We start from the raw sequence: 25,587 nt of genomic DNA, 5'->3' as shown, positions 1-25,587 counted from the left end.
CAGCGCGTTTCCGACATTCCTACCAGCGGCGCGTCCCCTAGCTTGCAGCCTCCGATGCAACCAAGGACGCGCCATGTTTCCGAATCGAGCCGCCAGGCATGCACTGCTCGCCGCCTCCCTGCTCGCGCTCGCCGCGCCCGCAGCGCACGCGCAGACGCCCCCGCAGCCCCCGGCCTCCGGCCCCGGCCCCGGCCGCACGCAGCAGAACGTGGTCCGCCAGGCCGAGGACGGCTTCGGCACCACGATCGGGCGCGAGAGCATCGGCATCTACACTGCCGGCAACGTCCGCGGCTTCTCGGCCCTGGCCGCCGGCAACGCGCGGATCGACGGGCTCTACTTCGACCAGGTCGCCGCGCCCTCCTCGCGCATCCGGCAATCCACGGCCATCCGGGTGGGCATGTCCTCGCTGGCCTTCCCGTTCCAGGCGCCGACCGGCGTCGTCGACTACGGGCTCATCCGGCCTGGCGCGGAAGCGGCGCTGTCGGCCACCGCGTCCGCCGACACCGACGCCAACGCGAGCCTCGAACTCGATTTCTCGCTGCCGCTGGCCGGCGAGCGCCTGGCGGTGGGTGGCGGTGCCGCCTACCTGGACAACACGTTCGCGAACGGATCGACGAGCACCCAGGCAGTGCTGGGCCTGGCGGCGCGATTCAGGCCCGCGGCATGGCTCGAAGTGCAGCCGTTCTGGAGCCGCACCGACACCCACGACAACACGATCGGCCCGGCGTACTCGCCCGCCGGAGACGCGCCACCGCCACGCGTGCCGCGCGGCCGTTTCCTCGGCCAGGACTGGGCCGGGTTCGAAGGCGCGGCGCAGCTGTACGGCGTGCTCGGCACCGCACGGCCCGCCGCGGGGTGGTCGGTGGACCTGGGCCTGTTCCGCTCCGCCTTCCTCACCGAGCGGGATACCTTCGTCCTGCTCGACGACATCCAGGCGGACGGCACCGGCCGCTATCTGGTGTTCACCGATCCGCCGGGCAGGACCGAGTCGACCAGCGGCGAGCTCCGCGCCACGCGCAGCTTCGCCCGGGGCGCCTGGAGCCACCGCATCATCGCCTCTCTCAGGGCGCGCGATCGCTGGCAGCTGTTCGGTGGTTCCGATACCCAGGATTTCGGCCTCGTCCGGGTGGGTGAGCGCGTCGCGTTCGATGCGCCCGACTTCGTGTTCGGCGCGCAGAGCCGCGACGAAGTCCGGCAGTCCACCGGCGGCATCGCGTTCGTCGGCCATTGGGCGGACATCGGTGAGGTCGCCTTCGGCGTGTCGAACACCGACTACCGCAAGCGGGTCCAGCGGCCCGGCCTGGCGGAAGCCGAATCCCGGTCCAGCCTCTTGGTTCACAACGGTTCGGTCGCCGTCCACGTGGCGCCGAGGCTCGCGGTCTTCGCCGGCTACGCGCGCGGCCTGGAAGAAAGCGGGGTGGCCCCACAGAACGCGACCAACCGCAACGAGGCGCTGCCGGCCATCGCGACCCGCCAACAGGACGCCGGCTTCCGATGGTCGCCGACCGACCGGCTGCGGCTGATCGGCGGCGTGTTCGAGGTGCGCAAGCCCTACTTCAGCCGGAATGTCGAGGGGCTGTTCACGCAACTGGGCACGCTGCGCAACCGCGGCATCGAACTGTCGCTGGCCGGTGCGTTGACCGAGCGGCTGCGGGTGGTGGTCGGCGGCGTCGTGCTCGATCCCGAGGTCACTGGCGAGGGCGTCCGGATCGGCCGCGTCGGGCCCCGGCCGGTCGGGCTGCCGCGCCGCAAGTTCGACGCCAACCTCGACTGGACGACGCCCCTGGAAGGCGTCTCGCTGGACGCGCGCTTCGCGCACCAGTCGTCCCGCCCGGCGACCACGTCGAACAGCGTGTTCCTGCCCGCCCGCACCACGGCGAGCATCGGAGGGAGGTACCGTTTTCGGCTCGCCGGCAACGACAGCGTGTTGCGCGTGTCGTTGAGCAACCTGTTCGACGCATATGGCTACGACCTGTATGGATCGGGGACATACGACGTCATCGAAGGAAGGAAGCTGAGTGCCTCGCTCGTGACCGATTTCTGAGCGCCGCGGGAGTGGCGTACGGATGGTTCCCCGGTGATGACTGCGCCCGCACGATCTGCCAGACTGCGCGCCCTTCGCGAGCACCGGCGGCGCCCCCGGCCATGCGCCTGAACAAGCACATCAGCGACTCCGGCGCCTGCTCGCGGCGCGAGGCCGACCGCCTGATCGGCGCCGGCCGGGTGACGGTCAACGGCCAGCGCGCGCGGGTGGGCGCGGAGGTCGGCGAGGGCGATGTCGTCATGGTCGATGGCCAGGTACTGCAGCCGCGCGCGGCCGCCCCCGGCAAGCGCCGCCACGTCTATATCGCGCTGCACAAGCCGCCGGGCATCACCTGCACCACCGAGACCGCGGTGAAGGGCAACATCGTCGACTTCGTCGACCACCGGGAGCGCATCTTCCCGATCGGCCGGCTCGACAAGGATTCGGAAGGCCTGATCCTGCTGACCAGCAACGGCGACATCGTCAACGCCATCCTGCGCGCCGAGAACAAGCTGGAGAAGGAATACCTGGTGACCGTGAACCATGCGCTCACCCAGGACATCCTGCGCGGCATGGCCCGCGGCGTGCCCATCCGCGGGCAGATGACGCTGCCTTGCCGCGCCAGCCCGTTGGGCAAGTTCGGTTTCCGGATCACCCTGGTCCAGGGCCTCAACCGTCAGATCCGCCTGATGGCGGCGCACTTCAAGCTGCGGGTGAAACGGCTGGTCCGGGTGCGGATCGGGCCGGTCAAGCTGGCCCACTTGAAGCCCGGCCAGTGGCGCAACCTGACCGACGCGGAGCTACGGGCGCTGCTGCCAGGGCACACGGCGTTCTGAGCTTCCATGGGAACGGCATGCAGAAGACGATGATCGCGGCGCTGCTGGCGCTGTGCCTGTGCGCGCCGCAGGCCGGCGCTCAGGCGCTGTGGGAAAGCACGCGCCACGGCATGAGCCAAGCCCAGGTGCAGCAGCGCTTTCCGCAGGCGCGGGTGCCGGAGCTTCCGCCCCGCTGCACGAAGCGCAGTGCATCTAGGATCGATCCACCACTTCTGCCGAGAACCGCCCGGAGATCCCGGGCTGCTGCGCTGCAAGGCGCTTCATCCCCTTGCCGAACCGACTGCGCCAACCGGGGCCGCGGGTTTCGATTTCATCCAGCATCTCCTGCAGTCTGTCCGCGTCGCCTTGATCGAGCATGCATTCGATGACGGCGGCCGCCTGGCCAAGGTCCTTGTTCGCCTTGAGGCGCTCGCCGACCGGCCGCTCGCCGGCGACGATCATCTTGTGGAGGGCGAACCGCGCCGGGTCCGGCACATTGACCACAACGGCGCCCTGATCCGACAACAGTGCGGTCTGCGCTGGTTGCTCGATCAGGAAATCGAGGAACTTCAGCGGCTGGAGCGAGACCTTGAGGTTCGGCGCGCTGGCCACCGACCCATCGCGGCCATAAGTCGTGAGGAAGTCCAGGCGCAGATCCGGCTCCATCGAGCTGACGTAGCTGCCCGACGGCGTACCGCCGAAGCCCAGGGACGGCAGGAACCCCATTTCGAGGCTCTCGATCGCCGAGCGCACGTCCACGTCCACGTCCGCCGGAAGCGCGACGGCTATGTTTCCGCGGCCGGCATGCGCGAAGTCGATATCCAGGGTGTGCGTGGACTGGAGCCAGTCCACGCCGAACAGGTTACCAAGCGCCACGAACGCATGGCTGCCGACGAGCAGGCCGCCGGCCTGGAAGAAGCCGGCATCGCCGATCTGGCGGATAATGCGAAAGTGCTTGCGCGCGATGCCCGCGCACCCGTGCGCCAGCGCAGCGGCTGACATGCGGGAAATACCCGTCTCGGGCGATTCCGCGGCCCTGGATTTCAAGGCTTCGAGCTGTCCGGACTCGGGGCCCACGTAGATCTGCCGGACCTTGCCATCGAGCGCGTCGCGGTAGGCGAAGTACCAGTATCGCCTGCCTTTGATCGTCTTGGATTGGAACGACCCCGTGAGCGAGGCGACGCTGCGATGCAGGTCGGCATGCCGCGCAGCCTCGTACACCTCGCTATAGGCCACCTGGGCCCCGACAGGGAGTTCCCTGTAAAGGGAAGACATGGGCTCTGCTCCAGTTATACAACGAGCATCGATGATGTTGTATAACACAGCGAGTTATACAACACAATTAGACGGTGTTGTATAACGAAAACTCGCCGCAAGAAAAGCCCCTCGGGCGCGTGACCGGCCCCCTCGGTTCAATCCCAGGCTTCCCCAGGCTTCCCGGCAAACGCGGCTTCGACGGCCGTCTCCACGCTTTCCAGCCATTGCGCACGCTGGGCCGGAGCACTGTCCACGACCGGCCGGAACACGATCCGCCGGTAGCGCTCGACGCCACAGAAAGGGAGTACGCAGCGCCCCCAGATCAACTCGAGCGGATCCCCGAACTCGTCGCGCTCTCGCTCCTCGGGCGTATCGGAGGTGTTGAAGATCAGGGCCCGGCGCGCAACCAGGAGACCTTCTGGCCGCCCCTCCGCGCGTTCCAACCGGTAGGCCACGCCGGGCACCAGTACCCGGTCGAGCCATCCGGACAGGATCGCCGGCGGCTTGCCCCACCAGTTCGGATGGACGATGAGCAATCCCTCGGCCTCGGCAACGGTCTTCCGGTACTGCCGCAGAAGCGGATCTGTAGACCGGGCGAGTGCCTGCTCGACACTGTCGCCGATCGAATAGGCCTCGTCCGCCATCAACCTCGGCTCGAACCCGTCCTCGTAGAGGTCGTGGTGAACGACTTCGTGTCCAGCGGCCCGGAGCGCGGCGCACGCCCTTGCCGAGATCGCATGGCAGAAGCTCGTGGATCTTGGGTGGGCGAGCAACGAGAGCACCTTCATCGATTTGTCCGATCCGTCGTAGCCGTCAGTCGCGGGGAAGTCCAGGCGCAAGTCCAGAGAAGAGTGGCGTCAAGAATGGTGTCAGGGACAATTTTCCTAAGACCCGAATTGTCCCTGACACCATTTTCTACTTTGGGGATTGAAGGGACCTGGACGATACAGAGGAAGCGGCTCTGCGACCGCTTCGACTGCCTCGGAAGCCGCCCTCTACTCCGCAACACTCGCGGCCCTCGCGTGGCGCGTCGGCGGCGGCACCGGCGCCAGGTACCCCACCACCATGCACAGCCCGCCATAGGCGATGAAGGACACGATGCCGGTCAGGTTGCCCAGGTACTGCCGGTCCACCACCACCAGCTTGGCCAGCACCACACCCATGAGCACCGCACCGGCCAGCCACGGCCCGCGCAGCCCGCGGCGCGAGCCGGCGATCCAGGCCGCCATGCCCAGCACGCTCCACAGCACGGTCAGGGCGGCCTGAGCCACCGGATCCGACCACAGGGCGGACGACCAGCCGACGCCGGTCCAGTGATGCACCGCCCGCAGCACGGCCGCGCTGGCGAATGCGAACGCCGCCGTGCCCGTCACCGCCCACACGTTCGTCGCCAGCGCGGCCGGCGCCTGGAACGAGCGCATCCAACCGGCCGCCAGCATCAGGATCGCGATCTGCATGGCCTCGAGCGGATTGAGCAGCGGCCACCACGGCAGCGGCGCAGCCGCGCCGGCGGCGAATAGCCCATGCAGCCAGAACCCGGCCAGCAGCGCGAACAGCATCGCCTGCAAGGCGGGCCGCGCGGCATCGAACGCCATGCCGAGCGGCGGCCGCAGCCAGCCCCAGCGGTAGAGCGCCAGCGCGGCGGCGGCCAGCCACGGCAATGCGGTTGCCGCCAGGCGCCAGCCCTGCGCCAGCTGTGCTTCGCCGACCAGGTTTAACGCCGAGAGCGACAGCGCCAGCGGCCAGGCAAGCCACCAGCAGAACTGCGCCACCAAGGCAGCGCGGCCCGCACCGTCGCGCAGGCACCACAGGGCGCGGGCGCCCAGCAGCGCGAACGCCGCCCACGCCCACAGTCCGCCCAGCGCCAGCGGGTGCAACGACGGCGCCTCCGACTGCGCGAACGCCAGCGGCAGGGCCAGCGCAAGCGCAGCCGCCACCGTCCATCGCAATGGCGGCTGCGGCTGCGGCAGCGCGCGGTGCGCCTCCGCCGCCAGCCACGCCGTCGCGGCCAGCAGTGCGAGCATGGCGTGCTGCGTCCACGTGGATGGAACGAAACGGTCGATCTCGCCCAAGCCACCCGTGCACCACCACAACAGGCCCCAGAGGAACGCGACCGTCGCCGCAGGACCACCGATCCCGCTGCGCCAGTACGCCCACGCGCTGGCGAACCCGCCCACCGCGATCAGCAGGGCGCTGGCATAGACGGCATTGGCGAACATCCAATCGGTCTCGCGGGACCCCGCCACCGCAAACAAGAACGCGAGCGCCGCCAACCCCTGCAGCCCTGCGCCCGCCACGCGCGGCAGCAGCCGCCCATTGCGCAGGCCCAGCCAGATCAGCGCCGCCCCTTCCAGCGCGAACAGGCAGGCGGTGGCACGCGCCGAGAACGCCAGCGGGATCGCCAGCGTTGCGAACCCCGTCGCCAGCATCGCGTGCGCAATGCCCAGCGTGCGATAGCGCACCTTCGGCAGCAGCCGCCACGCCAGCACCGCATACAGCGCGGCCAGGGCCAACGCGCACAGCGCCAGCGGCATCCGCTCGCCGTCGAGCAGCACCGCCTGCAGCGGAAACGCCACCAGCGGCGTGCCGAACACCAGGCTGCCGTCGATGCGGTCGTAGTCGTGCCCCGGCTTGCGCCGCAGGTACAGCAGCGGAATGACCAGGTAGAAGGCGAAGAACAGCAGCAGGAACGGCTGCGTCGTCGCCAGTTTCGACGGGTCGTATTGCAGCACGCCCCAGACTACGCCGATCCCCCAGGTGAAGGCGAAGCCGAGCAGGTTCAGCTCGCGCCACGGCCGCAGCCAGGCGATCGCCAGCACGCCGAGGTTGAGCAGCGCGTAGTAGGAGAACAGCACGACGTGATCGCAGGCGCCGGTCGACAGCCACACCGGCGCCAGGAAGCCCGCAAGGATGCCGAAGATCGCCAGCGTGCGCGCGTGCTGCAGCACGGCCAGCGCGCACAGCGCCGCCACCAGCAGCACGCTGATCGCGAACGCCGGCAGCACCGGCAGCAGCCCGTACAGCCGGAACGCCGCGAACACGGTCAGCAGCAGCACGCCGATCGCCCCGCCCTGCAGGGTCAGGGCGAACACCCGGTGGCCCTCGCGTCGGCGCCAGCCGAACGCCAGCGCGGCCACGGCCGCCGCTGCGATCCCCGCCAGCCGCCACCCGATCGGCACGGTCAGCCAGCCCTGGTCGCTGGCGTACTTCAACAGCGCGGCCACGCCGGCCAGCAGCACCAGCATGCCCACCTTGGCGATGACATTCCCCGTGGTGAACCAGCGCGCGACCGCGGCGAAGGCACGCTCCGACAGTCCTGGCGCGGGCTCGTATGCGGCCTCGGGGGCGGACTCGGCGAAGACCGGCCTCGGCTGCGCGGCCTGTGCAGGCCGCGTGGGTTGCTTGGGCAGCGCGGGTGTGGGCGCGGGCGCCGCGCCCGGTGAAGTGCCCGCTGCCGCAGGCGCTTCAGCCCCGACAGTCGTCGAACCGGCAGCCGATCTCGGCTGCGGCCGCGCATCTTCGTAGCGCGCGGCAGGGCGTTGCGGCTCGTCGCCGCCCTTGGGCCCTGCTGCCGCAACCGGGGCCGACGGCGCCCGCGCAGGCGTGGATTGGTGCGGCCGGGGCGCCCGCTCCTCCCATGAGGCCCGCATGGCCGCGAGCTGCGCTTCCAGATCGCCGACGCGGCGCTTCAGCCCGCCGATCCCGACCAGCGCCACCACCAGCAAGACCGGCACTGCCAGCAGCGCCAGCATCACCAGCACGATCAACGTCTCCATGAGTTCCCGCTCCCCACCCCGCTTCAACCTGCCGGCCACCATAACCGCAGCCGGCCCGAAATCGCGACGCCCCGCCAGGGCGGGGCGTCGGAGCGAGCAGTTCGCAACCCGGCCAGCGGTCCGGTGCAGCGTTTGCAGGGCCGCCGCACGGCCATCCGGCATCGTGCCAATGCCCGTTGAATCGCAACGGGAGTTCCGGAGGCTCGTGGTGCAAGCCAGGCCGGCGTGGCGAGCTCATCGGGTCGTAGTCCTACGTTCTACCCGACCGCGTCCTACCGCGCTTAGTGCATGCCGCACGTCGCCCCGGCGCACGTCCCGGTATCGATGTCGCGGACGCTCGAGTGGCCGGGGTTGCCGGTGGGCGATGGAACCCCCGGGGCGACGTAGAACGTGGCCGAGTGCGCGCCGTACAGCCCGGCGGGAATCTGGAACGCCTTCAGCACCGTGTAGGCGCGATGCGGTACCGATGATACGCGCGGCCGCGCCGCCCCCTGGACGGGCGGCACGTCCTCCGCGGCGCCATGGCGGCTGCTGGCGGCCTCCCACGCCAGCACGTCCACCTGGGTGGCGGGGCGCAACACGCCCGCGCGCAGCGCGGCGTCCAGGCCGGCCTGGCCGGCCAGCGGCGCGTCCTTCAGGCGGAACTCCGCCGGCGCGACCGCGGCCGCATCCGTTTGCAGCGACGCGCCTGCCAGCGGTTCACCCACCAGCACTTGGCCATCGCGCGCGGTAAAGGCCATGTCCACCGGACGCCCGAAGACCTGGCGCGCCAACGGATTGAGCTGCCGCATGCCCTCGCCGCCGACGTAGGCATAGCCGCAAGGGCCGCGGTCCTGGTAGGTGCTGACCAACGTCGGGATCGAAGCAGGCAGGCCGGTCACGCGCTGGCGGTGGTAGCCGGTCACCACCACGGCGGCGATGCGTGTGCCCGACGTCCAGCCCACGCTCCACACCGCTGGCTCGTACGCGCCCAGCAGCAGGACCACCGGCGCATCCGGCTGGTTGACCGCGACCTGCATGGTGGTGGCCTGGTGCCCGCTCTGGTCGATCTGGAAATCGGCGCGCGCGCCGGAATACGCGCCTGCCGCATACACCCTGGCGTCTTCCGGCATGGCGAACCCGTCCAGCCGGCAGGCGGCGGGAACGTCCTGCTGCGCGTCGGCGCCCTCGAACGCGAAGGGTTTGGTGGCGGCCGGACCGGTGTCCCCAGATGCGCCGGCCGGGCGCGGCGCATCCCCGGGAGGCGAGCCGCCAGCGGCGTCCGTGTCCGGGGCGCCGACAGGCTCGACGGCGGCCGCCGCGCGCACCGGGCCTTCGTCGGTCTCGCCCTCCGCTTCGGCTCCGGTGGAAACCGTGCAGCCCGTGGCCAGGATCAGGCAGAGCGTCAGCAGGGCGGCCCAAAAACTGCCAGAAACGAACGACTGCATGAGCTGCTCCTTGGTGATGGAAGGGGGGACAGGAGAATGAGAGGGAGGAGATGAGGGCGAGGCAGTTGATCCCCCCGTCCGCTATTTTTCGATCCTACTTCAGCAGGCGCAGGGCGAGCGGCAGAACGATCGCCACGATGAGCACGGCCAGCAGGATCCAGGCGACACGCGTGTCGCGCTTCATCCGTTGGGCACGCTTTTCCATGACCATCCGGATCTCGGGCATGGCCGCCGCATGGCGGTCGTGATGCGCTCGCAAACGCAGGTCCAGCTCTGCAAGCGAAGCAGGGTCGTCCTCTGCCGGGAGGGCGCGCAGTTCCTCCACGATGCGTCCGGACTCTTCGGCCAAGTTGCGCATCCGCAGCAGCGTTTCCACCTCTCGGGCATCCATCCGCGAGCTCCAATGCTCCAGGAAGGGCGCATCCAAGCGGGTACGAAGCGCACGCGCGGCCTCGTAGACGAGCTCGGCATCCTTGGCGAGGAAGTCGAGTGGAAGCGCTAGCGCGCCGACGCCCCCGCCGCGCGCTCGCCTCGATTTCAGCCAGCGGGTGAGCGGTGGCGCGTTCCGCAGGTATCGCGCTGCGCCACGCACACCCAGCATCAGGGTGTGATGGGTCGAATAGCGGGACCTGAAGACCTGGAGATCCATGCCGACCACCTCGCTCCACGGAATGGCGCCGTAGAGAGCGTGGTCGATGCCATGGTCGTCCATCCGCAACATCGGGCCGGGGCGCAGCACCTGGCGCACGATCTCCCCGCCAAGCAGCACGATCAGCGCCAGCAACCCGAGCGAGCCCAGCGCCAGCCCCCAGTCGCCCTTGTACGCGGCGGCCCAGGCACCGAACGCGAACAGTGCGGCCAACGGAACCATCAGCAGGAACCAGCCCATCCCTGCCTGCGCCTCGAAGGCCCGGCCGCCCCGCACGGCCCGCAGTTCTTCCGCATTGCGCGCGCGCTCCATTCCACGGATCCAGTGGAGCGCCGCCATCGCGGCTCCGAGTGCCAGTGCAAACGCCAGCCAGCGCGCCTCGGTGCCCGGGGGCATGGCAATCCCGTCCCTCCGCCAGGCCAGCCACGGCATCGTGTTGACGAGCACCCCAAGACCGGCGACCACCGCCGCCGCCCACATCACCAATCGCCCCAGCTCCAGCACCCCTGCCCCCTGTTCGTACGTAGGCGGATCATCCACCATAGGGCTGAGTCCAGTCGATCAGTCAGCTCGACCCCACAACGCGCGCGCGCGGGCGATCTCAGCTTCGTAGCCCGATGCGTCTTCGTCGTTCGTGGCGAACCAATCGACGAAGCCGAGCACTTGCTCACGTTGCGGGGCGTCGAAGACCGCCAGCCGCTCCCGCCAGTACTGCTCACCGAGCTCCTTGGCGGAGGGACCGAGGTGAAAGATCAACAGGTCGACGCCGCGAAAATCCGGATCCGTATACGCCGCCGCGATGTACGCCGGAAGCCAATAGCGAAGTCCCTCGGGACCCAGCAGCGGAAGCGAGTCGTGCAGCCAGTTCAGCGTCTTGATCGGAAGCGTGCGGTTCGTGTGGAGCTCGAGCAGCCGCCTGACCATGTCGCATTCGTCACACTGGTGCGGCGCCAGCGCCAGCCCGGCGGGCCTTTGCACCCCGGAGAATGCAGCCCAGAGTCGCTCAAGGCGTTCTGCGTCCACCATGGCAGCAGCTCCATGACTAGCGGGATCGGTTTCCCTGACCTCGTCGTCGTCTTCATGCACTTGCCAAAGCTCGGCTATAGCCGAGTCGCCGGCCAAGTATGGGTCGAGGAGCTGCCAAGATTCAGACGCAACGCCTGACCGGGTCCCCACTGCATGGACGGCACGGCATTGTGCTGCACACTTGCAAGAGAAGCCGGGGCACGAGCAGCGTCATCCGCTGCGCTGCCTCGTCAAGCAAAGGCAACACGCCGATGCGCCCGTCACCGGCGGGCGGGCCGCGCGCGCCTTCGATCGCTGCGTTGCTCCGTCGCGCGGCCCTGAGCGAACTCCGGGAAGGTCTCCGCTATCGGCGCCTCATCCGGCAAGATGTAGAACACCCCGCCCCGCTCGAACGTCGGACGGATGATCTGCTCGTAGAACTCGGGCGAGACGTTGATGCAGCCATGAGTGACGCGGTTGTCGTCCGGCGAAGGCGATGCAAGGCGTTCGGCGCGTTTCTCGGCCGGGACGCCACTAGCGGTAGGGTGGATGGAAACCGCCGAATCGTAGTCCACCCACAGCACGCGACCAGCGTCGATCGACGGACCGAAACCGCCCACGAAGCGACCGGCAGGCGTCGTGCGATCCCGGCCCGGAATCTCGCGAAGCGCGAGACCGGCGATGCCGGGGGCCGTGTGATCGCCGATCGCCGAGCCAAAGAGCCCAGGCGCCGCGCCGCGAAGCCGACCGTCGCCGCCGAACACGAAGATCTGTGCGGCGGTCTTGTCGATGACAGCGAACGGATAGCCTTGGCTGTCCTTGGCTGCGACAACCCAGCCCGCGAGTTCGATCACCGTGTCGGACACCTCTTGGTCTCGCGGAAGCTGGTCGACGGCGGCGACCGGTTGCGCGGCGGCATCCTCGGCACCGGCCACGCCGAAACTCGCGAACGCCAGCGCCAGCGCCAGCGCACCATGAAGGCCCCGGATCGCAGGGTGTGTGCAGGTACGGATGGGAGGGTTCCTTAGAACGAAGACTGGGTGAAGATACCGAGACCGGTGACCGGCGAAGGTCACCGGCCCCGGTTCAAGCCGTTCGTCGCGAATCGTGCAAGCGCGACTAACCGCGCGGCACGCGGCGCGGCGCCGCTTCGAGCTGCTGGACGCGGGTTTCCATTTGATCCAACCGCTGGTTGGCCTGCTGCGCGGACTGATTGGCGGATTCTGCGCTCTGGGCCGCGCCCTGCACCCTCGAGTCGAGTTGATCGAGACGCGAGTTGATCCCTGCGAACTCGTCATCGTAGGTGGCGCAGGCGCCAAGGCCCACGGTGGCGACGATCGCCACGCCGAGCGTACGCACCACCGACAAACGTTGCTTGGTCAGAAACATGCCAATCCTCCTTCGTCATGGGGTCTCGGAATATAGCGGCCTTTCTGCCGGCGTCATGACCCGCCTTCAGGTGGCGTTCGGGTACCTAGATGAATGGTGAAGATGCGGCAACGGGGAGCGTCGGCGGCGGTCATGCGCCGGCGTCCGAATCATGTGGTATAGGCCCAAACGTGCACGATCGCCGTTCCGGCATCTTCGTGGATCACCATGACGTCGCGCGTCAGCGATCCACTCTCCGTGCGGAGGATGTCCTGCGCAGCGGAGACCTGCCCGGCGGCGGCCGTGTCGACGCCTTCGACAGGGGTCTGGAAGACGCGCTGCCCGGCCTTGAGGGGCGCATCGAAACCGGCGGCCTCAAGAAACGGCCGGACGCGCGCGGCAGGCATACGCACGGCGAACGCGACCTGCCGGTCGATGCCGGCGTCGGATCGGCTGCCGAGAAATTCCAGGTCGCTGGTGAGCTGGAAACCGGTGCGCGAGAGCTCGGTTCGCGTGACGTCGTCGAGGAATCGTGGCTGCTGCACCGTGTCGGATCCGATGGATTCGTGGGCGGTCGCGGCCGAAGGCGGCCGATCCGAGCAAGCGGCCAGGCCGGCGGTCCACAACAGGCAAGCCAGTAGGCGGACCGACATCGTGGCAGGGCCCGTCGCAACGCCCGAAAGCGGGTGCGCCGGACTATAGCATCGCGGCCTGGTCCCGCCTTCCGCGCAGGTGGCCGTCGGCGCCATGATGCGGCCGTCAGCGTCCGGGATCGCTCCGTTCGCCATCACGGTTGCCGGCCTCGGGAATGCCCGGATTGCCGGTGCTGCCGCCCGCAGGGTCGTAGGTCGCGGTGTAGGTGGCCTCGCCGGTGGAGCCGACGATGTCGTATTCCTGCGCAAGGCCGGCGGTGTGCAGCTCGCCCATCTGCTGGTCGGTGATGGTGACCGGACCGATCGGGGTCTCCTTGCCGCCGTCCCAGTTGTAGCGGTCGAAGACGTGCGTCTGGTAGCTCACCTCGGCCGTTGGCGGATCGCCGGGATGCACCACGACCGTGCCGGTGACCGAATGCTGGATGCCGCCCATCGCATAGAACCAGTCGGCGTTCATGTCCTTGCCGATGTAGAAGCCCTGCCAGCCGCTGTCGAACGCGATCGGCTCGCCGTAGCAGCCGTCGGCCACGGCCTGCTCGATCGCCGCGTTCACCTGGGCGTCGAGCTGCTGCTCGACGGATTGACTGAACTGCCGGACATCGCGCGCGATGCGGGCGGGATCTACCGTGAGGTCCTCGCCGGAGTTGCCGAGATAATGGTTCAGGTGCCGCGCCGCATTGGTGTAGCCGAGTGCGTCGGCGGCGGTCGAGGCCGCGCCGGCGACCTGTTCGAAAGCCACGTCGTCGCCGCGCGCGTACCAGGGCTGGCTGCCGTGCACGCCCGCGCCGGGATCGGTCTGCGGCTTGGCCGGGTAGCCGGGATTGGCTTCCGGACCACACCCGCAGGTGGGCGCCGTGGCGGTGTCGGTGGGCGGGGGGGCAGCCTGTTCGCGAAAGGCTTCGATCGCGCGGCTGACCACCGATCCGATATCCAGGCTCATGGTCGTGGCTCCGGCATAGGGCGTTGCGACATCGCGAGCGTAGGGAGGGTCCGGAGCACGGTCTACCTCGGGGGGACCCTAGGCTCCGGGGAAACCGGGCGCAAGAGCGGAAGGGCGGCCTTGAGCCCGGCATCGTGGGCGAGGGCGAAGGCCGCCCTAGGAGCATCGGATGGCGGCCTGGCGCGCTGCGAAGAAGCGAGCGCGGCTAGTTCGTTCGCGGATCCGGCTTCTCGACCCAGCCGAGATCGTAGACGACGATCTCCCGAACGTCTGCCCGGTAGATCCCGCGCACGTGGACCTTCGCGCCCAGGATCGACTGAATGTAGTCGGCATCGTTGGGAGGTTGCTTGATTTCACCGAGGCGGACCGCCGGGCCGGTTCCGCCCGGCTCTGCGGTCACGACAAGGCCGCCTTCGGACCGATGCAGGTGACCATCCACCATCACACCTACTTCCTCGCCCTGCAGGGATTCCAGCTCCACGATTCGGTAAGCGCACAGCTCGCCGCGGACGCCACCCATGAGGGTGCAGAACTGCCCGCCCCCGGGAACCGGCGAAAGGCCGCCCGGCGGCGAGATCGCGCCGTCACGGGCGTCCGCAGGCGCCGGGAGCTCCCCGCAGCCGGCGAGCAGAACCAAGACCAGCATCAGCCTCGACATCCGTGGCTCCTGTAAGGCCTTCCCCAGGCGAGTTTCCGGTCGAGCGCCTGCTAACTTCCCCACCACCACCACCACAGCGGCGCTACAGCTGCCTGTGCACATCAACCATCGGCGTGCCCACAAGCCTGCCGATCTCCGCGGCGAACCGCTCGTAGTCGATCTCCGCGCCCTCCAGCATCAGCATCCTGCGCCCGATACCAAAGCCCTTGTCCCAGTCCAGATCCATCGCGTGGTGGCTGCATCCCTCGGCGTCGACCCAGACGGTATCGAGATCCTCGTAAACGGCGCCGATGAAATCCATGAACGAACCGTAGGGTTGCAATTCCTCCAGGGATTCGTCGCGCCCCCGGCGCGACGGCGGTGCGGTGCCGGCGCCCATGACCACGAGCGGTTCGTCGTCGAACTCGAGCAACGTCAACGCGAACTCGGCGCGCTCCTCCTCGGAACTACCGAAGAAGAACGCCTTCATCGCCGCACCCACGCGGTAGCGTGGGCTGGCCCAGGTGGCCTGGCTAGCCTCGGCAGGCATCCAGCTGTCGTCCAGTTTGACACCTTGGGCGCGCAAGGACGCGACGGCGCCTTCCAGGTTGATCGACCCGGGGAGGTTCACGCCCAGGGGCAGCACCCCCTGCGTCACGAAACCGCTCACCACGTCCTGCGGTGCCTTCCAGGCTGGATTCCAACGATACGGCACGCCGGTGCCCGCGCTGACCAGCGCAAACATGAATTCGCGCAACGCGACGAGAGGCACGCCATCGCCGTTGTCCGCAAGAAGCAGTCCGCGTTCCAGCATCGATCGCTCCAGCGCCCGCCAATCCGGCGCGGGGAGGTGCGGTACGGCCGGCATGATGAAAACCGCGTGGCTGCTCATTCGATGATCCACTCCTTGGACTGCAAGCCATTCGGCGGCGCCCGGCGAGTCGCTCGGGCGGCTTCCGATGCCGTCTCGATAGCGGAGCATAGTACGTCCGAGCGAAAGCCCGGCGCACAGAAGCGACCCGCACGTCGGCCCGACCTCGGGCACCATCGGCCAAGCCCACCTCCCCCGCGGATGTGATCGCTGTCACCAAGCCTAAGTGCCCCATCGCCTGGCCTTTGGATTTTCCCTACGCAAGGATGGTCGCTCAGCCTATTGTCTGCATCAGTATCGCGTTGTACCCTCCGCGAAAGGACGTGGCGAGCGTCCCCCGCTGCCGAGGCGGGGGTCATGGAGGACAGCCGATGGCGCGATCGCTCATCTGTGTCGGGGACCGGATCACACACGGCGGCGTGGTCGTCAGCGGGACGATCGCCACGGATATCCACGGCAGGCTGGTCGCCCGCGTGGGCGACCGCGTCGTGTGCGAGAAGCACGGCCCGACGGTCATCGTCAGCGGCGATCCCACCCTGATCATCGATGGCAAGCCGGTGGCGCGCGAGGGCGACAAGACCGCATGCGGCGCCACGCTGATCGCGGGCCAATGGACCACCTACGTCGATCCCGGCTCCGACACCGGCACCAGTACCGGCGCCGCTACAGCGCCAACGCCCGCGGCCAAGGCCGCCGCCGCCCTCGCCGGCAAGCCCCCGATCTGCGCCGACTGCCTGCTGGCCGGCAGCCGCTCCGGCGCTCCGCTGCTGGGGCGCTGACGATGGCCTGGCAGCGCTACGCCCTGCTCGACTGCGGCGCCGACCCGCAGCTCCACCCCGCCCTCTTCGACCACAGGATGCGCTCGGGCCTGCGCGCCCGCGGGCTGCTCGAACGCCAACCGGAAGCCGCGCACGCGAACAAGGGCCCATGGCTGCTGGAAGTGCCGACGCAGCAGGCCAATCCCGAGCTCGTCCGCTGGCTGATCCATGTCGGCCACCAGGCACCGTGCCTGGCCTGGCTGGCCGCCGAGGTTCCATTCGATGCACTGTTCGACCACCTGGAAGCGCAGCTGGACCTGGCGCTGCCGGACGGCGGGCTGGCGATGATGCGCTTCTGGGACCCACGCGCCTTCTACCGCCTGCAGCGCATCCTCACCCCCGGCCAGCTGCTGGCGCTGCTGGGCCCGGTGCTGGAGTGGCAGATCGCCCTGGCCGGCCGGCCGATGCACGTCCGCCGCGAAGACCTGAAACGATCCCGACAGGAGCAGGACGCTCATGCTGGCACTCACCCCTGAGCAGCACGCACTGCTGAAACTGCCCGATCCCTTCGGCTTCCTGCCGAAGCTGGCCGCGGAGATCCGCCGCGACCTGCCGCGCGAGGTCTCGCACCTCAACGACCAGCAGCTGCTCGCCGAAGTGCAGCGCAGCTACGACCACGCCGCGTTCGAACTCAAGCTCACCCGCCTGCCCACCCTGGTGAAATGGGTCAAGTTCGACGTGGTGAGCGGCGGCAAGCTGCGGCAGGAACCAGCCGTGGACCTGGCCATCCGCAACGCCCCAAACCCCAACCTGGCCGCCGAGGACATGCTGGCCTCGGCGATCGCCCAATCCTACTGGGAAGACTGACCATGTCCGCAATACCGATGCCCCTCCCCGGCGCGCGGCCAGTGGGCGAACTGATCAAGTGGGCGCTCAACGCCGAGCGGGTGCGCAAGCTCACCGAGACCCTCACCGGTGCCAGGGCGGAGGCGCGGGAGGCCGACTGCTCGGAGGTGGGCGACGACACGGAATGCAACCAGTGCAAGCTGCAGGAAGGCGCCCTGCTCCCCGCGGTGCCCAGGCGCGCCATCCGGCGCGAGAACCGCATCAACTGGGAGTACCAGCTTTACATCGCCAACCTGCACGCAGCGCCGGAACGCTTCTCCTACTGCGACAAGGACACCGGCATGCCGATGGCGGACTTCGACTTCAGCATTGCCAAGCAGGTCTGGAACGCCGCCACCGGCAAGCCACAGCCCGTGCCGGCGCAGTTGAACGTGACGGAGTGGCTCTACAATGGCGTCTGGTTCGACGGCTTCTGGCGGGACAAGTGCACCGTGGTGGATGCCAAGGGGCGGTATGCGCAATTCCTTGACGACCAAGGTCTGCCTCACGCCGGGTTTCCGGCGTGGGGAGTATTCCCAGACATGATCAACGAAGCAAGAAACCAGATCAGTGCCGTCGCGCCGGCGCGTCCACAAGCATCCATCGAGTGGCATTTTCTGCAGCACGAAGTTTACGAATGGGCGAAAGACGCGATTCCGCCCGAAATCAAATGCGTTCCTTCTCCCTGGCAGCGGATGGTGCAAGCATGATCAATGCGAGCATTCGAGCAGACATTCCAGAAGCCGGTCTCGCTCTCGAGGCGGGTTATGCGCGCGTCGAGCGCCTTCTGCAAGCCTTGGCGCGCATCGTTCCAGAACTGACGCACTGGCATGGTGGAATGAACGAACCGACGCAGATGCCGGTAGAGTTCTCGGACAAGGCCCGCATGCTCGAACGCGTGCGCGAACGCAGCGAGCGAAACGCTGTGGAGTTCATCCATCTGAAGCAAGGGTTTGATATCCATCTCGCCAGCGACACCAAGCCGAAGCGGTCCCCCGGCCTGTTCGAGCTTGCATACACGCCAGCCCTGGGCACGATTACGCTGGACATCCACGAGCCCGACACGGCCTACGGCGTGCGTGCAGTACAGGTGGTGCGCGATGTGCTGACCGCGATCGCCGAGCTAGAAGACGTGCAGTTCGCGTTCGTCAACGTACGGGACCGCGTCCCCGATAAGCCCCGACCGACGACTTACCTCGTGTCCTACGCCGCATTTCCCCACCGCAAAGCGCTCGGCTGGATGGGTTACGTGCCGCGCCGGGTCACGGCAGACCAGCTTCCCTCCGCGGCCGAGCTCGCCCAGGTGCCCGGCAAGGGCACGATCGTCGTCGCGGTGAACGAGGCGTTCTCCTTGTCCAACAAGGCGCACATCAAGCAGGCGAACATCGTCGAAATGGAACTCGTCGACCTGGGGCTTCTGCCCGTAATCGACCCGAGCCTTTTGTAGGTGCGCGCACCGCACGGACTGACCGCAATCAAGACGGCTCGATGGCGAAGCGGAAGACACCAGTATGATCAGCGCCGAAACGCGAGCGGACGTTCGAAAAGAGTCCCTGTCTCTCGACGCAGGCTACGCCAAGGTCGATCGGCTCCTGCGCGAACTTGAAAGCATCGCGCCGGAGTTGACCAACTGGCACGGCGGGATCACCACTCCGGACCAGGACTACGTGAATTTCCGGGACAAGACTACGATGCTGGAGCGCGTGCAAGCGCGCATCGACGCATTCAAAGCGCAGTTTCCTGCCCTCCCCAACGCCGACGGATTTGGCCTGCGGCTGTCCAGCAACAGCGAGAAGAAGCGCCGGCCGGGGCTATTCGAGCTTGCGTACGAACCGGCGCGCGGGGTCGTGGCGCTCGACATCCATCAACCGGATGTGGCCTTCGAGGAGCGCGCCACAACCGTCGTAGCACGCGCGCTCGCAGCCATCGCCAAATTGGAAGATGTCCAGTACGCCTTCGTCGACGTCCGGGACCGCGTACCGGACAGGCCGCGACCGACCACCTATCGCCTCTCCTACGCCACGTTCCCGCACCGAAAGGCTGTGGGGTGGATGAACTTCGTGCCTAGCGCGGTCACCGCCGACCAGTTGCCGACCGCCGCGGAACTCGTGCCGGTCCCCGGCAAGGGCACCGTCATCGTGGCCGTTGGCGAGGCGTTCTCGCTCACAAACAAGACCCACATAAAGCAGGCCAACATCGTGGAGATGGAGCTCGCAGACCTCGACCTGCTGCCCGTAGTCGATCCAAGCCTGCGATGATCTACCGCGATCGGACGCAGTATCGGCTCCACTAATGATTAGCGCGAGAATTTGGGTCGACATCCCGGAAGCCGCTTTGGATGCCGAGGCAGGGTATCGCCGCGTCCAGCGCTTACTCGACGCATTTCGCCGCGTTGTGCCGGACCTTCAGCATTGGCACGGCGGGCTGAATACTCCCAGGCAGAAGTACGTCGAGTTTTTCGATAAGGAAGCAATGCTGGAACGAATTGACGAGCGGATGAAACAGTACGCCGCCGAGTTCATACACCTGCCGCATGGATTTCTCATCCACCTCGATAGCGACACCAGCTCGAAGCGGACGCCCGGATTGTTCGAGCTTGGGTACACTCCGACGGAACGCTCGATTTTTCTCGACATCTACCGGCCTGACGAAGCCTTCGGCCCAAGCGCGGCACAGGTTGTCCGTGACGTTCTGACGGCCATCGTCGAACTGGAGGAGGTCGAGTACGCGTTCGTCGACGTACGGGACCGCGTCCCCGATAAGCCCAGACCGACGACTTACCTTGTGTCCTACGCTGCATTCCTCCACCGCAAAGCGCTCGGCTGGATGGGCTACGTGCCGCGCCGGGTAACGGCAGACCAGCTTCCCTCCGCAGCCGAGCTCGTCCAGGTGCCCGGCAAGGGCACGGTCATCGTCGCGGTGAACGATGCGTTCTCCTTGGCCAACAAGGCGCACATCAAGCAAGCGAACATCGTCGAGATGGAGCTCGTCGACCTCGATCTTCTACCGGTGACAGATCCGAGCCTGCAGTAGAAGAATGGCCTCATAGAGCGGTCCGAAATCACGCACTCGGCGTATCGGCCGCGGCCGCATCCGCGAGACGCGGGAACAAGGGCCTGAAGCCGAGATCCTCGCGGATGCGGCTGCCGTCGAGGAGTGTATCGAAAGCACGCGCGCGCTCCGGCTGCGAACCGTCCGGCGGGGGCTGGCCGACGGATGCGAACAGCGCGGCCAGGTCGGGCGCCTCGTCGGCAACCACGTTATAGATGCGATGCGCCGGCGCGGGGGCATCGAGCACGCAGGCCACGGCTTGGGCAACGTCGGCGTGGTGGGCGATCGACATGCGCTGGTCCGGCGGGAAGCCGCGCATCAGCGGCACGACCTCCGCGATGTGCGGATCGCCGTCGCCATAGACGAACGGCAGGCGGAGAACACGCACGTCGAGACCTTCGAGGGCGAGCAGGAAGCGCTCGGCGGCGAGCTTGCTCAGGGGATAGGTGTCCACGGGCGCGCAGGCGTCCTCCTCGCGGGCGGCGTGGCCGCCGGTGGGCCCGTAGACCAGGCCGGTGCTGGCGAAAACGAAGCGCCCAACCGATGCGGCGCGGGCGGCAGTGGCCAGGTGCTGCGTGCCCAGCTCGTTCACCGCATGCGCCTGCTCGGCCGTGGCGCCACGGAAGAACGCAGCGCAATGGACCACAGCATCCACGCCGCGCACCGCCGCTTCGAGCGAGGCGGGATCGAGCAGGTCCCCCTCGACCAACTCCACCTGGTCGTTCCGCAAGGGGGCCGCCCGCTCCGGATCGCGTACCAGGGCGCGCAGGCGATCGCCGCGCCCGGCAAGGCGCTTGACGAGTCGGCTTCCAACTTTTCCGGTCGCACCGGTGATCAGGATCGTCTTCATGCGGGGAAGCGTAGCCCCCGGCATCCGGCCTGCATTGTAAAAAACGGCCATGCCTTGCGCGGCCATTGCATCGCCACCAGAATCGGGCCATGCACACGCAGTTGCAACGCCCCCGCCCCGGGCTGGGGCTGGCGACGCCGCCCGCCATGGCCGAGCTCTTCGTCGACGAATGCGAGCGCACCCGGCCGCACGTGGCCATCCCGCGCCCGCAAATCCACCTGGTTGCCCGCCTCGGCCCGTCGATCCGCGACGGGCTCGACGTGCACGCCCTCGGCGTACGGCAGGAGGCGCATCGCAAGGTCGTACCCGGGGGGCAGCGCATCGTGTTCGCGCGCCTCCACCTGCATACGTACGAAGCAGTGCTCGGCGTGCCTGCCTCGGCCATCGGCGGGCGCATCGTCGCACTGGAGGACCTGTGGGGCGACGCGGCCACGCGGCGGCTGCGCGACCGGCTTGCCGGCGCCCGCGACACGGCCGCCGCCGCCGCGGCCCTGGAGCTTGCGATCGCCGAACGCATCGCATCGGCGGGCGAACCCGGCGCACATGCGCGGCTGGCCTTCACTGCCGCCGAACGGCTGGCAAGCGCCAGCGTGCGTACCGTGGCCCGCGGCCTGGGCGTGAGCGAGCGCCACCTCCGGCGCGTGTTCCGCGCAGCCGTGGGCGTGAGCCCAAAGGCGTTCGCCAAGCTGACCCGCTTCCATCGGGCCCTGGCCGCCGCGCGCGGGGAAGGCATCAACAACTGGGCCACCATCGCCGCCGCGGCTGGCTACTACCACCAGGCGCACCTCATCGCCGAATTCCACGCCATCGCCGGCACCACGCCGCGCGCGCTGCTCGCGGAACTTCAGGCAACCAGCTGATCGAGCAGCCGGCCCTCCTTCGCGGTCGGCGCCGCCCACAGGTTGGCCGCGATAGCTGGTGTCAGTGCCCATTTTTCCAGGACGCGCCGACCAGGGAGATGCCTCCCTGCACGATCCGCCGTGCCGGCGTACGATCGCCGACACCACATCAGTTCGGAGCGCGCCATGCTTTGGGCCAAAGCCTTCCTGCTCGCCGCCAGCCAGTCGCTGGCGTTCAGCGCCTTCGCAGTGGAACCCGCCGACCAGGCGCCGCCGCCGGGCTACGACGCCGCACTGGCCGAGTCCTTCGGGGCCGACGACTACGGCATGCGCAGCTACGTGTTGGTGATCCTGAAGTCCGGCCCGACCCCGATGCCGAAGGGCGAGGCACGCGATGCCATGTTCAGGGGCCATTTCTCCAACATGAAACGGCTTGCCGAAGAAGGAAAGCTGGCCGTCGCCGGCCCGTTGGACAGCGCTGACGGCTGGCGCGGCCTGTTTATCCTGGCCGTCGATGACATCGAGGCCGCGAAAGCACTGGTCGCCACCGACCCGGTCATCCAGCACGGCGAGATGGTCGCCGAGTACCACAAGTACTACGGCTCGGCGGCGCTGATGCAGGTCAACGAGATCCACGCGAGGATCGCGAAGAAGGGGATGTAGTTCCGTCGCCCTGGCCGCCTGCAGTGGCTGCCTGCCGAGCAGCCTGGAAAAGCCAAGGGCAGTAGTTCAAATCATCCCTGACATCGTGCTCGGCTCTACAACTGAACCTCACCGTCCCGGCTCACGGGACCACTACCGAAGCAGTTGGGCCAGATCGTCGGTGAAGCTGAAGGAGTTGAGCAACCAGCCATCGCCACCCCGATACCAGACGAACTGCCAAGGTACGGCGTGTTTCTCGAAACGATGTACGAACACCACCCTGATCAGCGATCCGCCGATAGAATCATTTCTCAGGAGCTCGTAGTCGAGGCTCTCCCCAAAACGGGCATCCATGGTCGGTCGCTGCGCTTCGGCGTGCTCGATCACGGCATCGAGACCCACCTCGGGAGCGGCGAATGCCGCCAGCATGGCGCCTGCCAACGCTGCAACCGTTCGAACACCTACGTGGTCCTTCAAGGAACGCTCCCCCTCATACACAGCGTGTGGACAGCTTAAATCACAGTCGAGTCCCGGCGCGGCCAAATCATGCGTCAACAGCCGAAACGGGGTCGAACCGACCCTACCGCGCCCGCCACTCCGCGCGCTTCTCGTCCGAGCTCAGCGCCGGCGGGGACGGCCGCGCTCGACCGTCTGCAGCCTATCCGCGTGCCGACACAACCAGCGCTCGGCCGAAGTCATCGCCAGTTCCAGCCGCGACGCGCGGGTGTGGCCGTGGCGCCAGCGGTGGCGGTTCACCGTGACCAGCCAGCGCCCGTTGAGGATCCGATGCTTTCGAAGCCCGCAGCCATACCTCAGGGCTACGGGCAGTACCGCGCAAGCGCGTTCTGGGCGACCTGGGGCGGGACCTGCTGCTCGAAGTAGTCCTGACCGACCAGCTCGGATCCGTACAAGACCCCCCATTCCCATGTGGAGGACCTGTTTGCACAGTCGAGCGAGAGCGACGCGGAGAAGTCTCCGCTCTTGCCGTCGCGAACGACGACGTACAGCCCGGCGACGGGCCCGTCTTCCTCTTCGAGTTGATAGGCGTACCAGTTGTCGGAGAAGATTCCGTCTTCCATCGGTTCGTGGAAGATCAGATGGTCAGGATCGAGTGCCGGGCGATCGCCCAGCGGATCGGTCTGTGCATGCGACTGAGCGCTGCCCGCCGCCCCGCCCAGGACCAATAGAACGATGGCCAAGAGCTTGCTCGCGCCGCCCACGGTGATGCCCATGCTGCTCCCTCGGAGGTTGGGGCGGGTGATTTTCGCCGCCATCAGGCGCGCGGCTCCCGCCCAGGGTGTGCCTGCTCTCGCTTGAAAAACCTACTCTGACACCCTCTCCCCGCTGTCCGCCTGACTAAATGGTTAGGTGATTCTCTGGCGAACGGTGAACACGCCATTTTCTTCGAACACCTCGACCCACGGCTCGGCCTCCCTCAGTGTCCATACCGCAAGGTCGGTGCCTGATCTCTCGATGAAGTCGCCATCGGGCCAGGGAAAGTTCCATCCGCCGCAAACAGCCCAAGCCGTGTCAGTGAATATTGGGCAGTTCTTCTGCCATATGCGCTCGTACTCGTGTGCGGCACCATCTGGAAAGTTGGAGTTCAAGGGCTCCTCCCGGACCCAACCGTTCGACACGAGGTAGCGCTCGACCAGGCTGGACCCAAACATGAAGAGCGCATCGGGAGGTGGAAGCGAGCTGTAGGGCTCAGCGAAAAGCGGCACACCGGGTGCCGGTGAGCCAGAACCAAGCACTGCATCTCCGGATAGGTCCTCGTCTGGCACCACGCTCAACCACGCATCATGACGGCGGACTGAAATGCAAGGCTGCCCTGGCTCGAAGCCGTGCCAGATTGCACAAGGCGCGCCTGAGCCGTCTGGTACCAAGCGTGTTCCCGGCCGAGCTAGCGCGGTTGCTTCTTCCATCAAGTTCGCGAGAGTGATCACCGATCAGCTAGCCCCTGATGTCTCTTGCTTCCCTGGCCGAAGAGCCGAGAGCCGGGTTGGGATTCTACCCCGCTTCCACGGAGTTCCCGATACCCGCTGGCGCCGGGCCGGCTTGCCGCCGAACCGGCGCCTGGTGCGTCGTGGCCAGCCTTGCAACCCGGCAGTGGCCATCAGCCGCGCCACCCGCTTGAGAATAGGGAAAACCAACTCTGGCACCGTTTTCCCGGCGACCCTGTCCCCTTTCCTTCGGCCGGCGCCGTTCACGCGAGGGTGATCACGATCGGAACTGCAATGTAAGCCGCGCCAGCCAGCCCCCATATGGCAAGCCGCCAAGGCTCGAACCGGCCTCCAAACTTGCCATCCTGGTATCGATGCAACTGCACGATAGCCCCAATGATCTGGGCGATCGCGACCACAGGGTAGCTGAACATCCATACGAGCATGGGGAGGAAGCCCGGGCCGAAATGATCCGCATTCGTGGCGAACAGCCCACCACTTGCCAGCCATGCCAAACCGACGATCGGCAACCACACGGCGGGCAGTCCCGGCGGCTCGCGCGTGTCCTCTTCTGCCGGAGCGCCACTCGCTGCGGCTGGGGGTCGCGCGGAAGTCCGGTCGTCCGACATTGGGTCGTACATTTCTGGATCTCCGTGCGCGGCTGGAGCAATGTCGGCCTGTACTGCCTGCTTTGTGATGATGACCAGATCAGCAGCGATCAGACGTTCCCGAGCGCCGCGTCAAGCGGCCGCGGGCCGATGACCATCAGGAAACACGATAGTCTCTTTCCGCGGCGCGCTTGAACGCCGTGTCAGGTTGCTGCGCAGAATGCACTTGAGACATCGGTAGCCATCCGTTGCGCGAACGCCCAATGCTCCCGCACATCTTGTATTCGATGAACTGAAGCTGCCACCGCATACAGACCTTCTACCGGGCGAAAAAAGTAGAGTGCGGCGACACCACCAGCTGCGAACATTTGGGGAAGAATGGCGCCATCCAGCCGCTCGTTGGCTGCGACAAACTCTTTCGCAGACTGCGGTATACAAGGACTGAATCCCTCGGGTGCAATATTGAGGTACCGAAGGGCGGGATGCGACATCGACCTGTCGCCTCCCCCTAAAATCGGTCCAGCGGTAGCTGGAGGTCTCCGGGCACACTACCGCCCAGGAGGCCACCGATGCGCAAGAGCAAATTCACC

The 25,587-nt window shown here is 67.5% G+C and carries 29 protein-coding genes; 11 read left to right on the top strand and 18 right to left on the bottom strand.

All coding sequences use genetic code 11. From position 1 onward, the window contains the following. The first annotated feature begins 73 nt into the window (after positions 1-73). Both H0E84_RS00925 and H0E84_RS00920 read left to right on the top strand, forming a co-directional pair. Positions 74-2,044: a TonB-dependent receptor gene (locus H0E84_RS00925; protein ID WP_180676746.1), complete on the top strand. Its 1,971-nt coding sequence runs from the start codon at positions 74-76 to the stop codon at positions 2,042-2,044. Between the two features lie 101 nt (positions 2,045-2,145). Then, positions 2,146-2,859, top strand: a complete 714-nt coding sequence (locus H0E84_RS00920) for a pseudouridine synthase (RefSeq protein WP_180676745.1) — start codon at positions 2,146-2,148, stop codon at positions 2,857-2,859. Positions 2,860-3,051: 192 nt separating this feature from the next. Here the strand turns inward: H0E84_RS00920 and H0E84_RS00915 are convergent, their stop codons facing one another. The 12 genes from H0E84_RS00915 to H0E84_RS00860 form a co-directional block, all read right to left on the bottom strand. After that, entirely contained in the window at positions 3,052-4,113 is a 1,062-nt protein-coding gene (locus H0E84_RS00915; protein ID WP_180676744.1) for a GSU2403 family nucleotidyltransferase fold protein, read from the bottom strand. 137 nt (positions 4,114-4,250) lie between these two features. Continuing rightward, complete coding sequence (locus H0E84_RS00910; RefSeq protein WP_180676743.1) at positions 4,251-4,883, bottom strand: NAD(P)H-dependent oxidoreductase; 633 nt, start codon at positions 4,881-4,883, stop codon at positions 4,251-4,253. A 207-nt stretch (positions 4,884-5,090) separates the two neighbouring features. Further along, a complete protein-coding gene (locus H0E84_RS00905) occupies positions 5,091-7,871 on the bottom strand; it encodes a DUF2339 domain-containing protein (RefSeq protein ID WP_180676742.1) in 2,781 nt (926 codons plus the stop codon). A 281-nt stretch (positions 7,872-8,152) separates the two neighbouring features. Beyond that, complete coding sequence (locus H0E84_RS00900) at positions 8,153-9,298, bottom strand: hypothetical protein (protein ID WP_180676741.1); 1,146 nt, start codon at positions 9,296-9,298, stop codon at positions 8,153-8,155. Between the two features lie 94 nt (positions 9,299-9,392). Continuing rightward, a complete protein-coding gene (locus H0E84_RS00895) occupies positions 9,393-10,451 on the bottom strand; it encodes a hypothetical protein (RefSeq protein WP_180676740.1) in 1,059 nt (352 codons plus the stop codon). 57 nt (positions 10,452-10,508) lie between these two features. Then, positions 10,509-10,973, bottom strand: a complete 465-nt coding sequence (locus tag H0E84_RS00890) for a DUF6714 family protein (RefSeq protein WP_180676739.1) — start codon at positions 10,971-10,973, stop codon at positions 10,509-10,511. A gap of 260 nt (positions 10,974-11,233) precedes the next feature. After that, positions 11,234-11,914, bottom strand: a complete 681-nt coding sequence (locus H0E84_RS00885; protein ID WP_180676758.1) for a L,D-transpeptidase — start codon at positions 11,912-11,914, stop codon at positions 11,234-11,236. A 157-nt stretch (positions 11,915-12,071) separates the two neighbouring features. Next, positions 12,072-12,341: a hypothetical protein gene (locus tag H0E84_RS00880; protein WP_180676738.1), complete on the bottom strand. Its 270-nt coding sequence runs from the start codon at positions 12,339-12,341 to the stop codon at positions 12,072-12,074. A 149-nt stretch (positions 12,342-12,490) separates the two neighbouring features. Beyond that, positions 12,491-12,973, bottom strand: coding sequence for a hypothetical protein (locus tag H0E84_RS00875; protein WP_180676737.1), 483 nt, complete (start codon positions 12,971-12,973; stop codon positions 12,491-12,493). Positions 12,974-13,079: 106 nt separating this feature from the next. Next, entirely contained in the window at positions 13,080-13,913 is an 834-nt protein-coding gene (locus tag H0E84_RS00870; protein ID WP_180676736.1) for a hypothetical protein, read from the bottom strand. Positions 13,914-14,118: 205 nt separating this feature from the next. After that, positions 14,119-14,571: a hypothetical protein gene (locus H0E84_RS00865; RefSeq protein ID WP_180676735.1), complete on the bottom strand. Its 453-nt coding sequence runs from the start codon at positions 14,569-14,571 to the stop codon at positions 14,119-14,121. Between the two features lie 82 nt (positions 14,572-14,653). Beyond that, a complete protein-coding gene (locus tag H0E84_RS00860; RefSeq protein ID WP_180676734.1) occupies positions 14,654-15,442 on the bottom strand; it encodes a hypothetical protein in 789 nt (262 codons plus the stop codon). 350 nt (positions 15,443-15,792) lie between these two features. On the opposite strand from H0E84_RS00860, the gene H0E84_RS00855 reads away from it, so the two are divergent. The 7 genes from H0E84_RS00855 (at position 15,793) to H0E84_RS00825 (ending at position 20,097) form a co-directional block, all read left to right on the top strand. Beyond that, the gene (locus H0E84_RS00855; RefSeq protein ID WP_180676733.1) at positions 15,793-16,200 is read left to right on the top strand and encodes a PAAR domain-containing protein; all 408 of its coding nucleotides are present in this window, start codon (positions 15,793-15,795) and stop codon (positions 16,198-16,200) included. 2 nt (positions 16,201-16,202) lie between these two features. Beyond that, positions 16,203-16,715 (top strand): DUF4123 domain-containing protein, encoded by a 513-nt coding sequence (locus H0E84_RS00850; protein WP_180676732.1) that lies wholly within the window; start codon positions 16,203-16,205, stop codon positions 16,713-16,715. Beyond that, positions 16,696-17,046 carry a hypothetical protein gene (locus H0E84_RS00845; RefSeq protein ID WP_180676731.1) on the top strand — a complete coding sequence of 117 codons (351 nt, stop codon included), beginning with the start codon at positions 16,696-16,698 and terminating at the stop codon, positions 17,044-17,046. Before H0E84_RS00850 ends, H0E84_RS00845 begins: the two co-directional genes overlap by 20 nt. A 41-nt stretch (positions 17,047-17,087) precedes the next feature. Continuing rightward, positions 17,088-17,774, top strand: a complete 687-nt coding sequence (locus H0E84_RS00840) for a Tox-REase-5 domain-containing protein (protein WP_180676730.1) — start codon at positions 17,088-17,090, stop codon at positions 17,772-17,774. After that, positions 17,771-18,511: an Imm52 family immunity protein gene (locus H0E84_RS00835; RefSeq protein ID WP_180676729.1), complete on the top strand. Its 741-nt coding sequence runs from the start codon at positions 17,771-17,773 to the stop codon at positions 18,509-18,511. Before H0E84_RS00840 ends, H0E84_RS00835 begins: the two co-directional genes overlap by 4 nt. 64 nt (positions 18,512-18,575) lie before the next feature. Beyond that, positions 18,576-19,322 (top strand): Imm52 family immunity protein, encoded by a 747-nt coding sequence (locus tag H0E84_RS00830; protein WP_180676728.1) that lies wholly within the window; start codon positions 18,576-18,578, stop codon positions 19,320-19,322. Between the two features lie 34 nt (positions 19,323-19,356). Then, positions 19,357-20,097: an Imm52 family immunity protein gene (locus tag H0E84_RS00825; RefSeq protein ID WP_180676727.1), complete on the top strand. Its 741-nt coding sequence runs from the start codon at positions 19,357-19,359 to the stop codon at positions 20,095-20,097. A 28-nt stretch (positions 20,098-20,125) separates the two neighbouring features. Here the strand turns inward: H0E84_RS00825 and H0E84_RS00820 are convergent, their stop codons facing one another. Continuing rightward, the gene (locus H0E84_RS00820) at positions 20,126-20,965 is read right to left on the bottom strand and encodes an NAD-dependent epimerase/dehydratase family protein (protein ID WP_180676726.1); all 840 of its coding nucleotides are present in this window, start codon (positions 20,963-20,965) and stop codon (positions 20,126-20,128) included. An 89-nt stretch (positions 20,966-21,054) separates the two neighbouring features. Between H0E84_RS00820 and H0E84_RS00815 the strand changes: the two genes are divergently transcribed. Together H0E84_RS00815 and H0E84_RS20285 are read left to right on the top strand one after the other, a co-directional pair. Then, positions 21,055-21,825 (top strand): helix-turn-helix domain-containing protein, encoded by a 771-nt coding sequence (locus H0E84_RS00815; protein ID WP_180676725.1) that lies wholly within the window; start codon positions 21,055-21,057, stop codon positions 21,823-21,825. A gap of 120 nt (positions 21,826-21,945) precedes the next feature. Beyond that, positions 21,946-22,467 carry a YciI family protein gene (locus tag H0E84_RS20285; protein ID WP_219339528.1) on the top strand — a complete coding sequence of 174 codons (522 nt, stop codon included), beginning with the start codon at positions 21,946-21,948 and terminating at the stop codon, positions 22,465-22,467. 132 nt (positions 22,468-22,599) lie between these two features. Here H0E84_RS20285 and H0E84_RS00805 read toward each other — a convergent pair whose 3' ends face one another. From H0E84_RS00805 to H0E84_RS00785, 5 genes are all read right to left on the bottom strand, one after another. Further along, entirely contained in the window at positions 22,600-22,923 is a 324-nt protein-coding gene (locus H0E84_RS00805; protein ID WP_180676724.1) for a hypothetical protein, read from the bottom strand. Positions 22,924-23,264: 341 nt separating this feature from the next. Next, entirely contained in the window at positions 23,265-23,678 is a 414-nt protein-coding gene (locus H0E84_RS00800) for a hypothetical protein (protein ID WP_180676723.1), read from the bottom strand. A gap of 132 nt (positions 23,679-23,810) precedes the next feature. Beyond that, the gene (locus H0E84_RS00795; RefSeq protein WP_180676722.1) at positions 23,811-24,239 is read right to left on the bottom strand and encodes a hypothetical protein; all 429 of its coding nucleotides are present in this window, start codon (positions 24,237-24,239) and stop codon (positions 23,811-23,813) included. 413 nt (positions 24,240-24,652) lie between these two features. Continuing rightward, the gene (locus H0E84_RS00790; RefSeq protein WP_180676721.1) at positions 24,653-25,030 is read right to left on the bottom strand and encodes a hypothetical protein; all 378 of its coding nucleotides are present in this window, start codon (positions 25,028-25,030) and stop codon (positions 24,653-24,655) included. Between the two features lie 170 nt (positions 25,031-25,200). After that, the gene (locus tag H0E84_RS00785; protein WP_180676720.1) at positions 25,201-25,488 is read right to left on the bottom strand and encodes a hypothetical protein; all 288 of its coding nucleotides are present in this window, start codon (positions 25,486-25,488) and stop codon (positions 25,201-25,203) included. Positions 25,489-25,587: the final 99 nt, after the last annotated feature.

The organism is Luteimonas salinisoli, assembly GCF_013425525.1.
In the GTDB taxonomy this organism is placed as follows: domain Bacteria; phylum Pseudomonadota; class Gammaproteobacteria; order Xanthomonadales; family Xanthomonadaceae; genus Luteimonas; species Luteimonas salinisoli.
The sequence above is the reverse complement of the archived record's forward strand: the minus strand, read 5'-3'. Positions and strand labels throughout refer to the sequence as shown.

Excerpts from the sequence above, each read along its gene's own strand:
- H0E84_RS00925 (WP_180676746.1), top strand. The coding sequence starts at position 74 with ATGTTTCCGAATCGAGCCGCCAGGCATGCACTGCTCGCCGCCTCCCTG.
- H0E84_RS00920 (WP_180676745.1), top strand. The coding sequence starts at position 2,146 with ATGCGCCTGAACAAGCACATCAGCGACTCCGGCGCCTGCTCGCGGCGC.
- H0E84_RS00915 (WP_180676744.1), bottom strand. The coding sequence starts at position 4,113 with ATGTCTTCCCTTTACAGGGAACTCCCTGTCGGGGCCCAGGTGGCCTAT.
- H0E84_RS00910 (WP_180676743.1), bottom strand. The coding sequence starts at position 4,883 with ATGAAGGTGCTCTCGTTGCTCGCCCACCCAAGATCCACGAGCTTCTGC.
- H0E84_RS00905 (WP_180676742.1), bottom strand. The coding sequence starts at position 7,871 with ATGGAGACGTTGATCGTGCTGGTGATGCTGGCGCTGCTGGCAGTGCCG.
- H0E84_RS00900 (WP_180676741.1), bottom strand. The coding sequence starts at position 9,298 with ATGCAGTCGTTCGTTTCTGGCAGTTTTTGGGCCGCCCTGCTGACGCTC.
- H0E84_RS00890 (WP_180676739.1), bottom strand. The coding sequence starts at position 10,973 with ATGGTGGACGCAGAACGCCTTGAGCGACTCTGGGCTGCATTCTCCGGG.
- H0E84_RS00880 (WP_180676738.1), bottom strand. The coding sequence starts at position 12,341 with ATGTTTCTGACCAAGCAACGTTTGTCGGTGGTGCGTACGCTCGGCGTG.
- H0E84_RS00875 (WP_180676737.1), bottom strand. The coding sequence starts at position 12,973 with ATGTCGGTCCGCCTACTGGCTTGCCTGTTGTGGACCGCCGGCCTGGCC.
- H0E84_RS00870 (WP_180676736.1), bottom strand. The coding sequence starts at position 13,913 with ATGAGCCTGGATATCGGATCGGTGGTCAGCCGCGCGATCGAAGCCTTT.
- H0E84_RS00865 (WP_180676735.1), bottom strand. The coding sequence starts at position 14,571 with ATGTCGAGGCTGATGCTGGTCTTGGTTCTGCTCGCCGGCTGCGGGGAG.
- H0E84_RS00860 (WP_180676734.1), bottom strand. The coding sequence starts at position 15,442 with ATGAGCAGCCACGCGGTTTTCATCATGCCGGCCGTACCGCACCTCCCC.
- H0E84_RS00855 (WP_180676733.1), top strand. The coding sequence starts at position 15,793 with ATGGCGCGATCGCTCATCTGTGTCGGGGACCGGATCACACACGGCGGC.
- H0E84_RS00850 (WP_180676732.1), top strand. The coding sequence starts at position 16,203 with ATGGCCTGGCAGCGCTACGCCCTGCTCGACTGCGGCGCCGACCCGCAG.
- H0E84_RS00845 (WP_180676731.1), top strand. The coding sequence starts at position 16,696 with ATGCTGGCACTCACCCCTGAGCAGCACGCACTGCTGAAACTGCCCGAT.
- H0E84_RS00835 (WP_180676729.1), top strand. The coding sequence starts at position 17,771 with ATGATCAATGCGAGCATTCGAGCAGACATTCCAGAAGCCGGTCTCGCT.
- H0E84_RS00830 (WP_180676728.1), top strand. The coding sequence starts at position 18,576 with ATGATCAGCGCCGAAACGCGAGCGGACGTTCGAAAAGAGTCCCTGTCT.
- H0E84_RS00825 (WP_180676727.1), top strand. The coding sequence starts at position 19,357 with ATGATTAGCGCGAGAATTTGGGTCGACATCCCGGAAGCCGCTTTGGAT.
- H0E84_RS00820 (WP_180676726.1), bottom strand. The coding sequence starts at position 20,965 with ATGAAGACGATCCTGATCACCGGTGCGACCGGAAAAGTTGGAAGCCGA.
- H0E84_RS00815 (WP_180676725.1), top strand. The coding sequence starts at position 21,055 with ATGCACACGCAGTTGCAACGCCCCCGCCCCGGGCTGGGGCTGGCGACG.
- H0E84_RS00800 (WP_180676723.1), bottom strand. The coding sequence starts at position 23,678 with ATGGGCATCACCGTGGGCGGCGCGAGCAAGCTCTTGGCCATCGTTCTA.
- H0E84_RS00790 (WP_180676721.1), bottom strand. The coding sequence starts at position 25,030 with ATGTACGACCCAATGTCGGACGACCGGACTTCCGCGCGACCCCCAGCC.
- H0E84_RS00785 (WP_180676720.1), bottom strand. The coding sequence starts at position 25,488 with ATGTCGCATCCCGCCCTTCGGTACCTCAATATTGCACCCGAGGGATTC.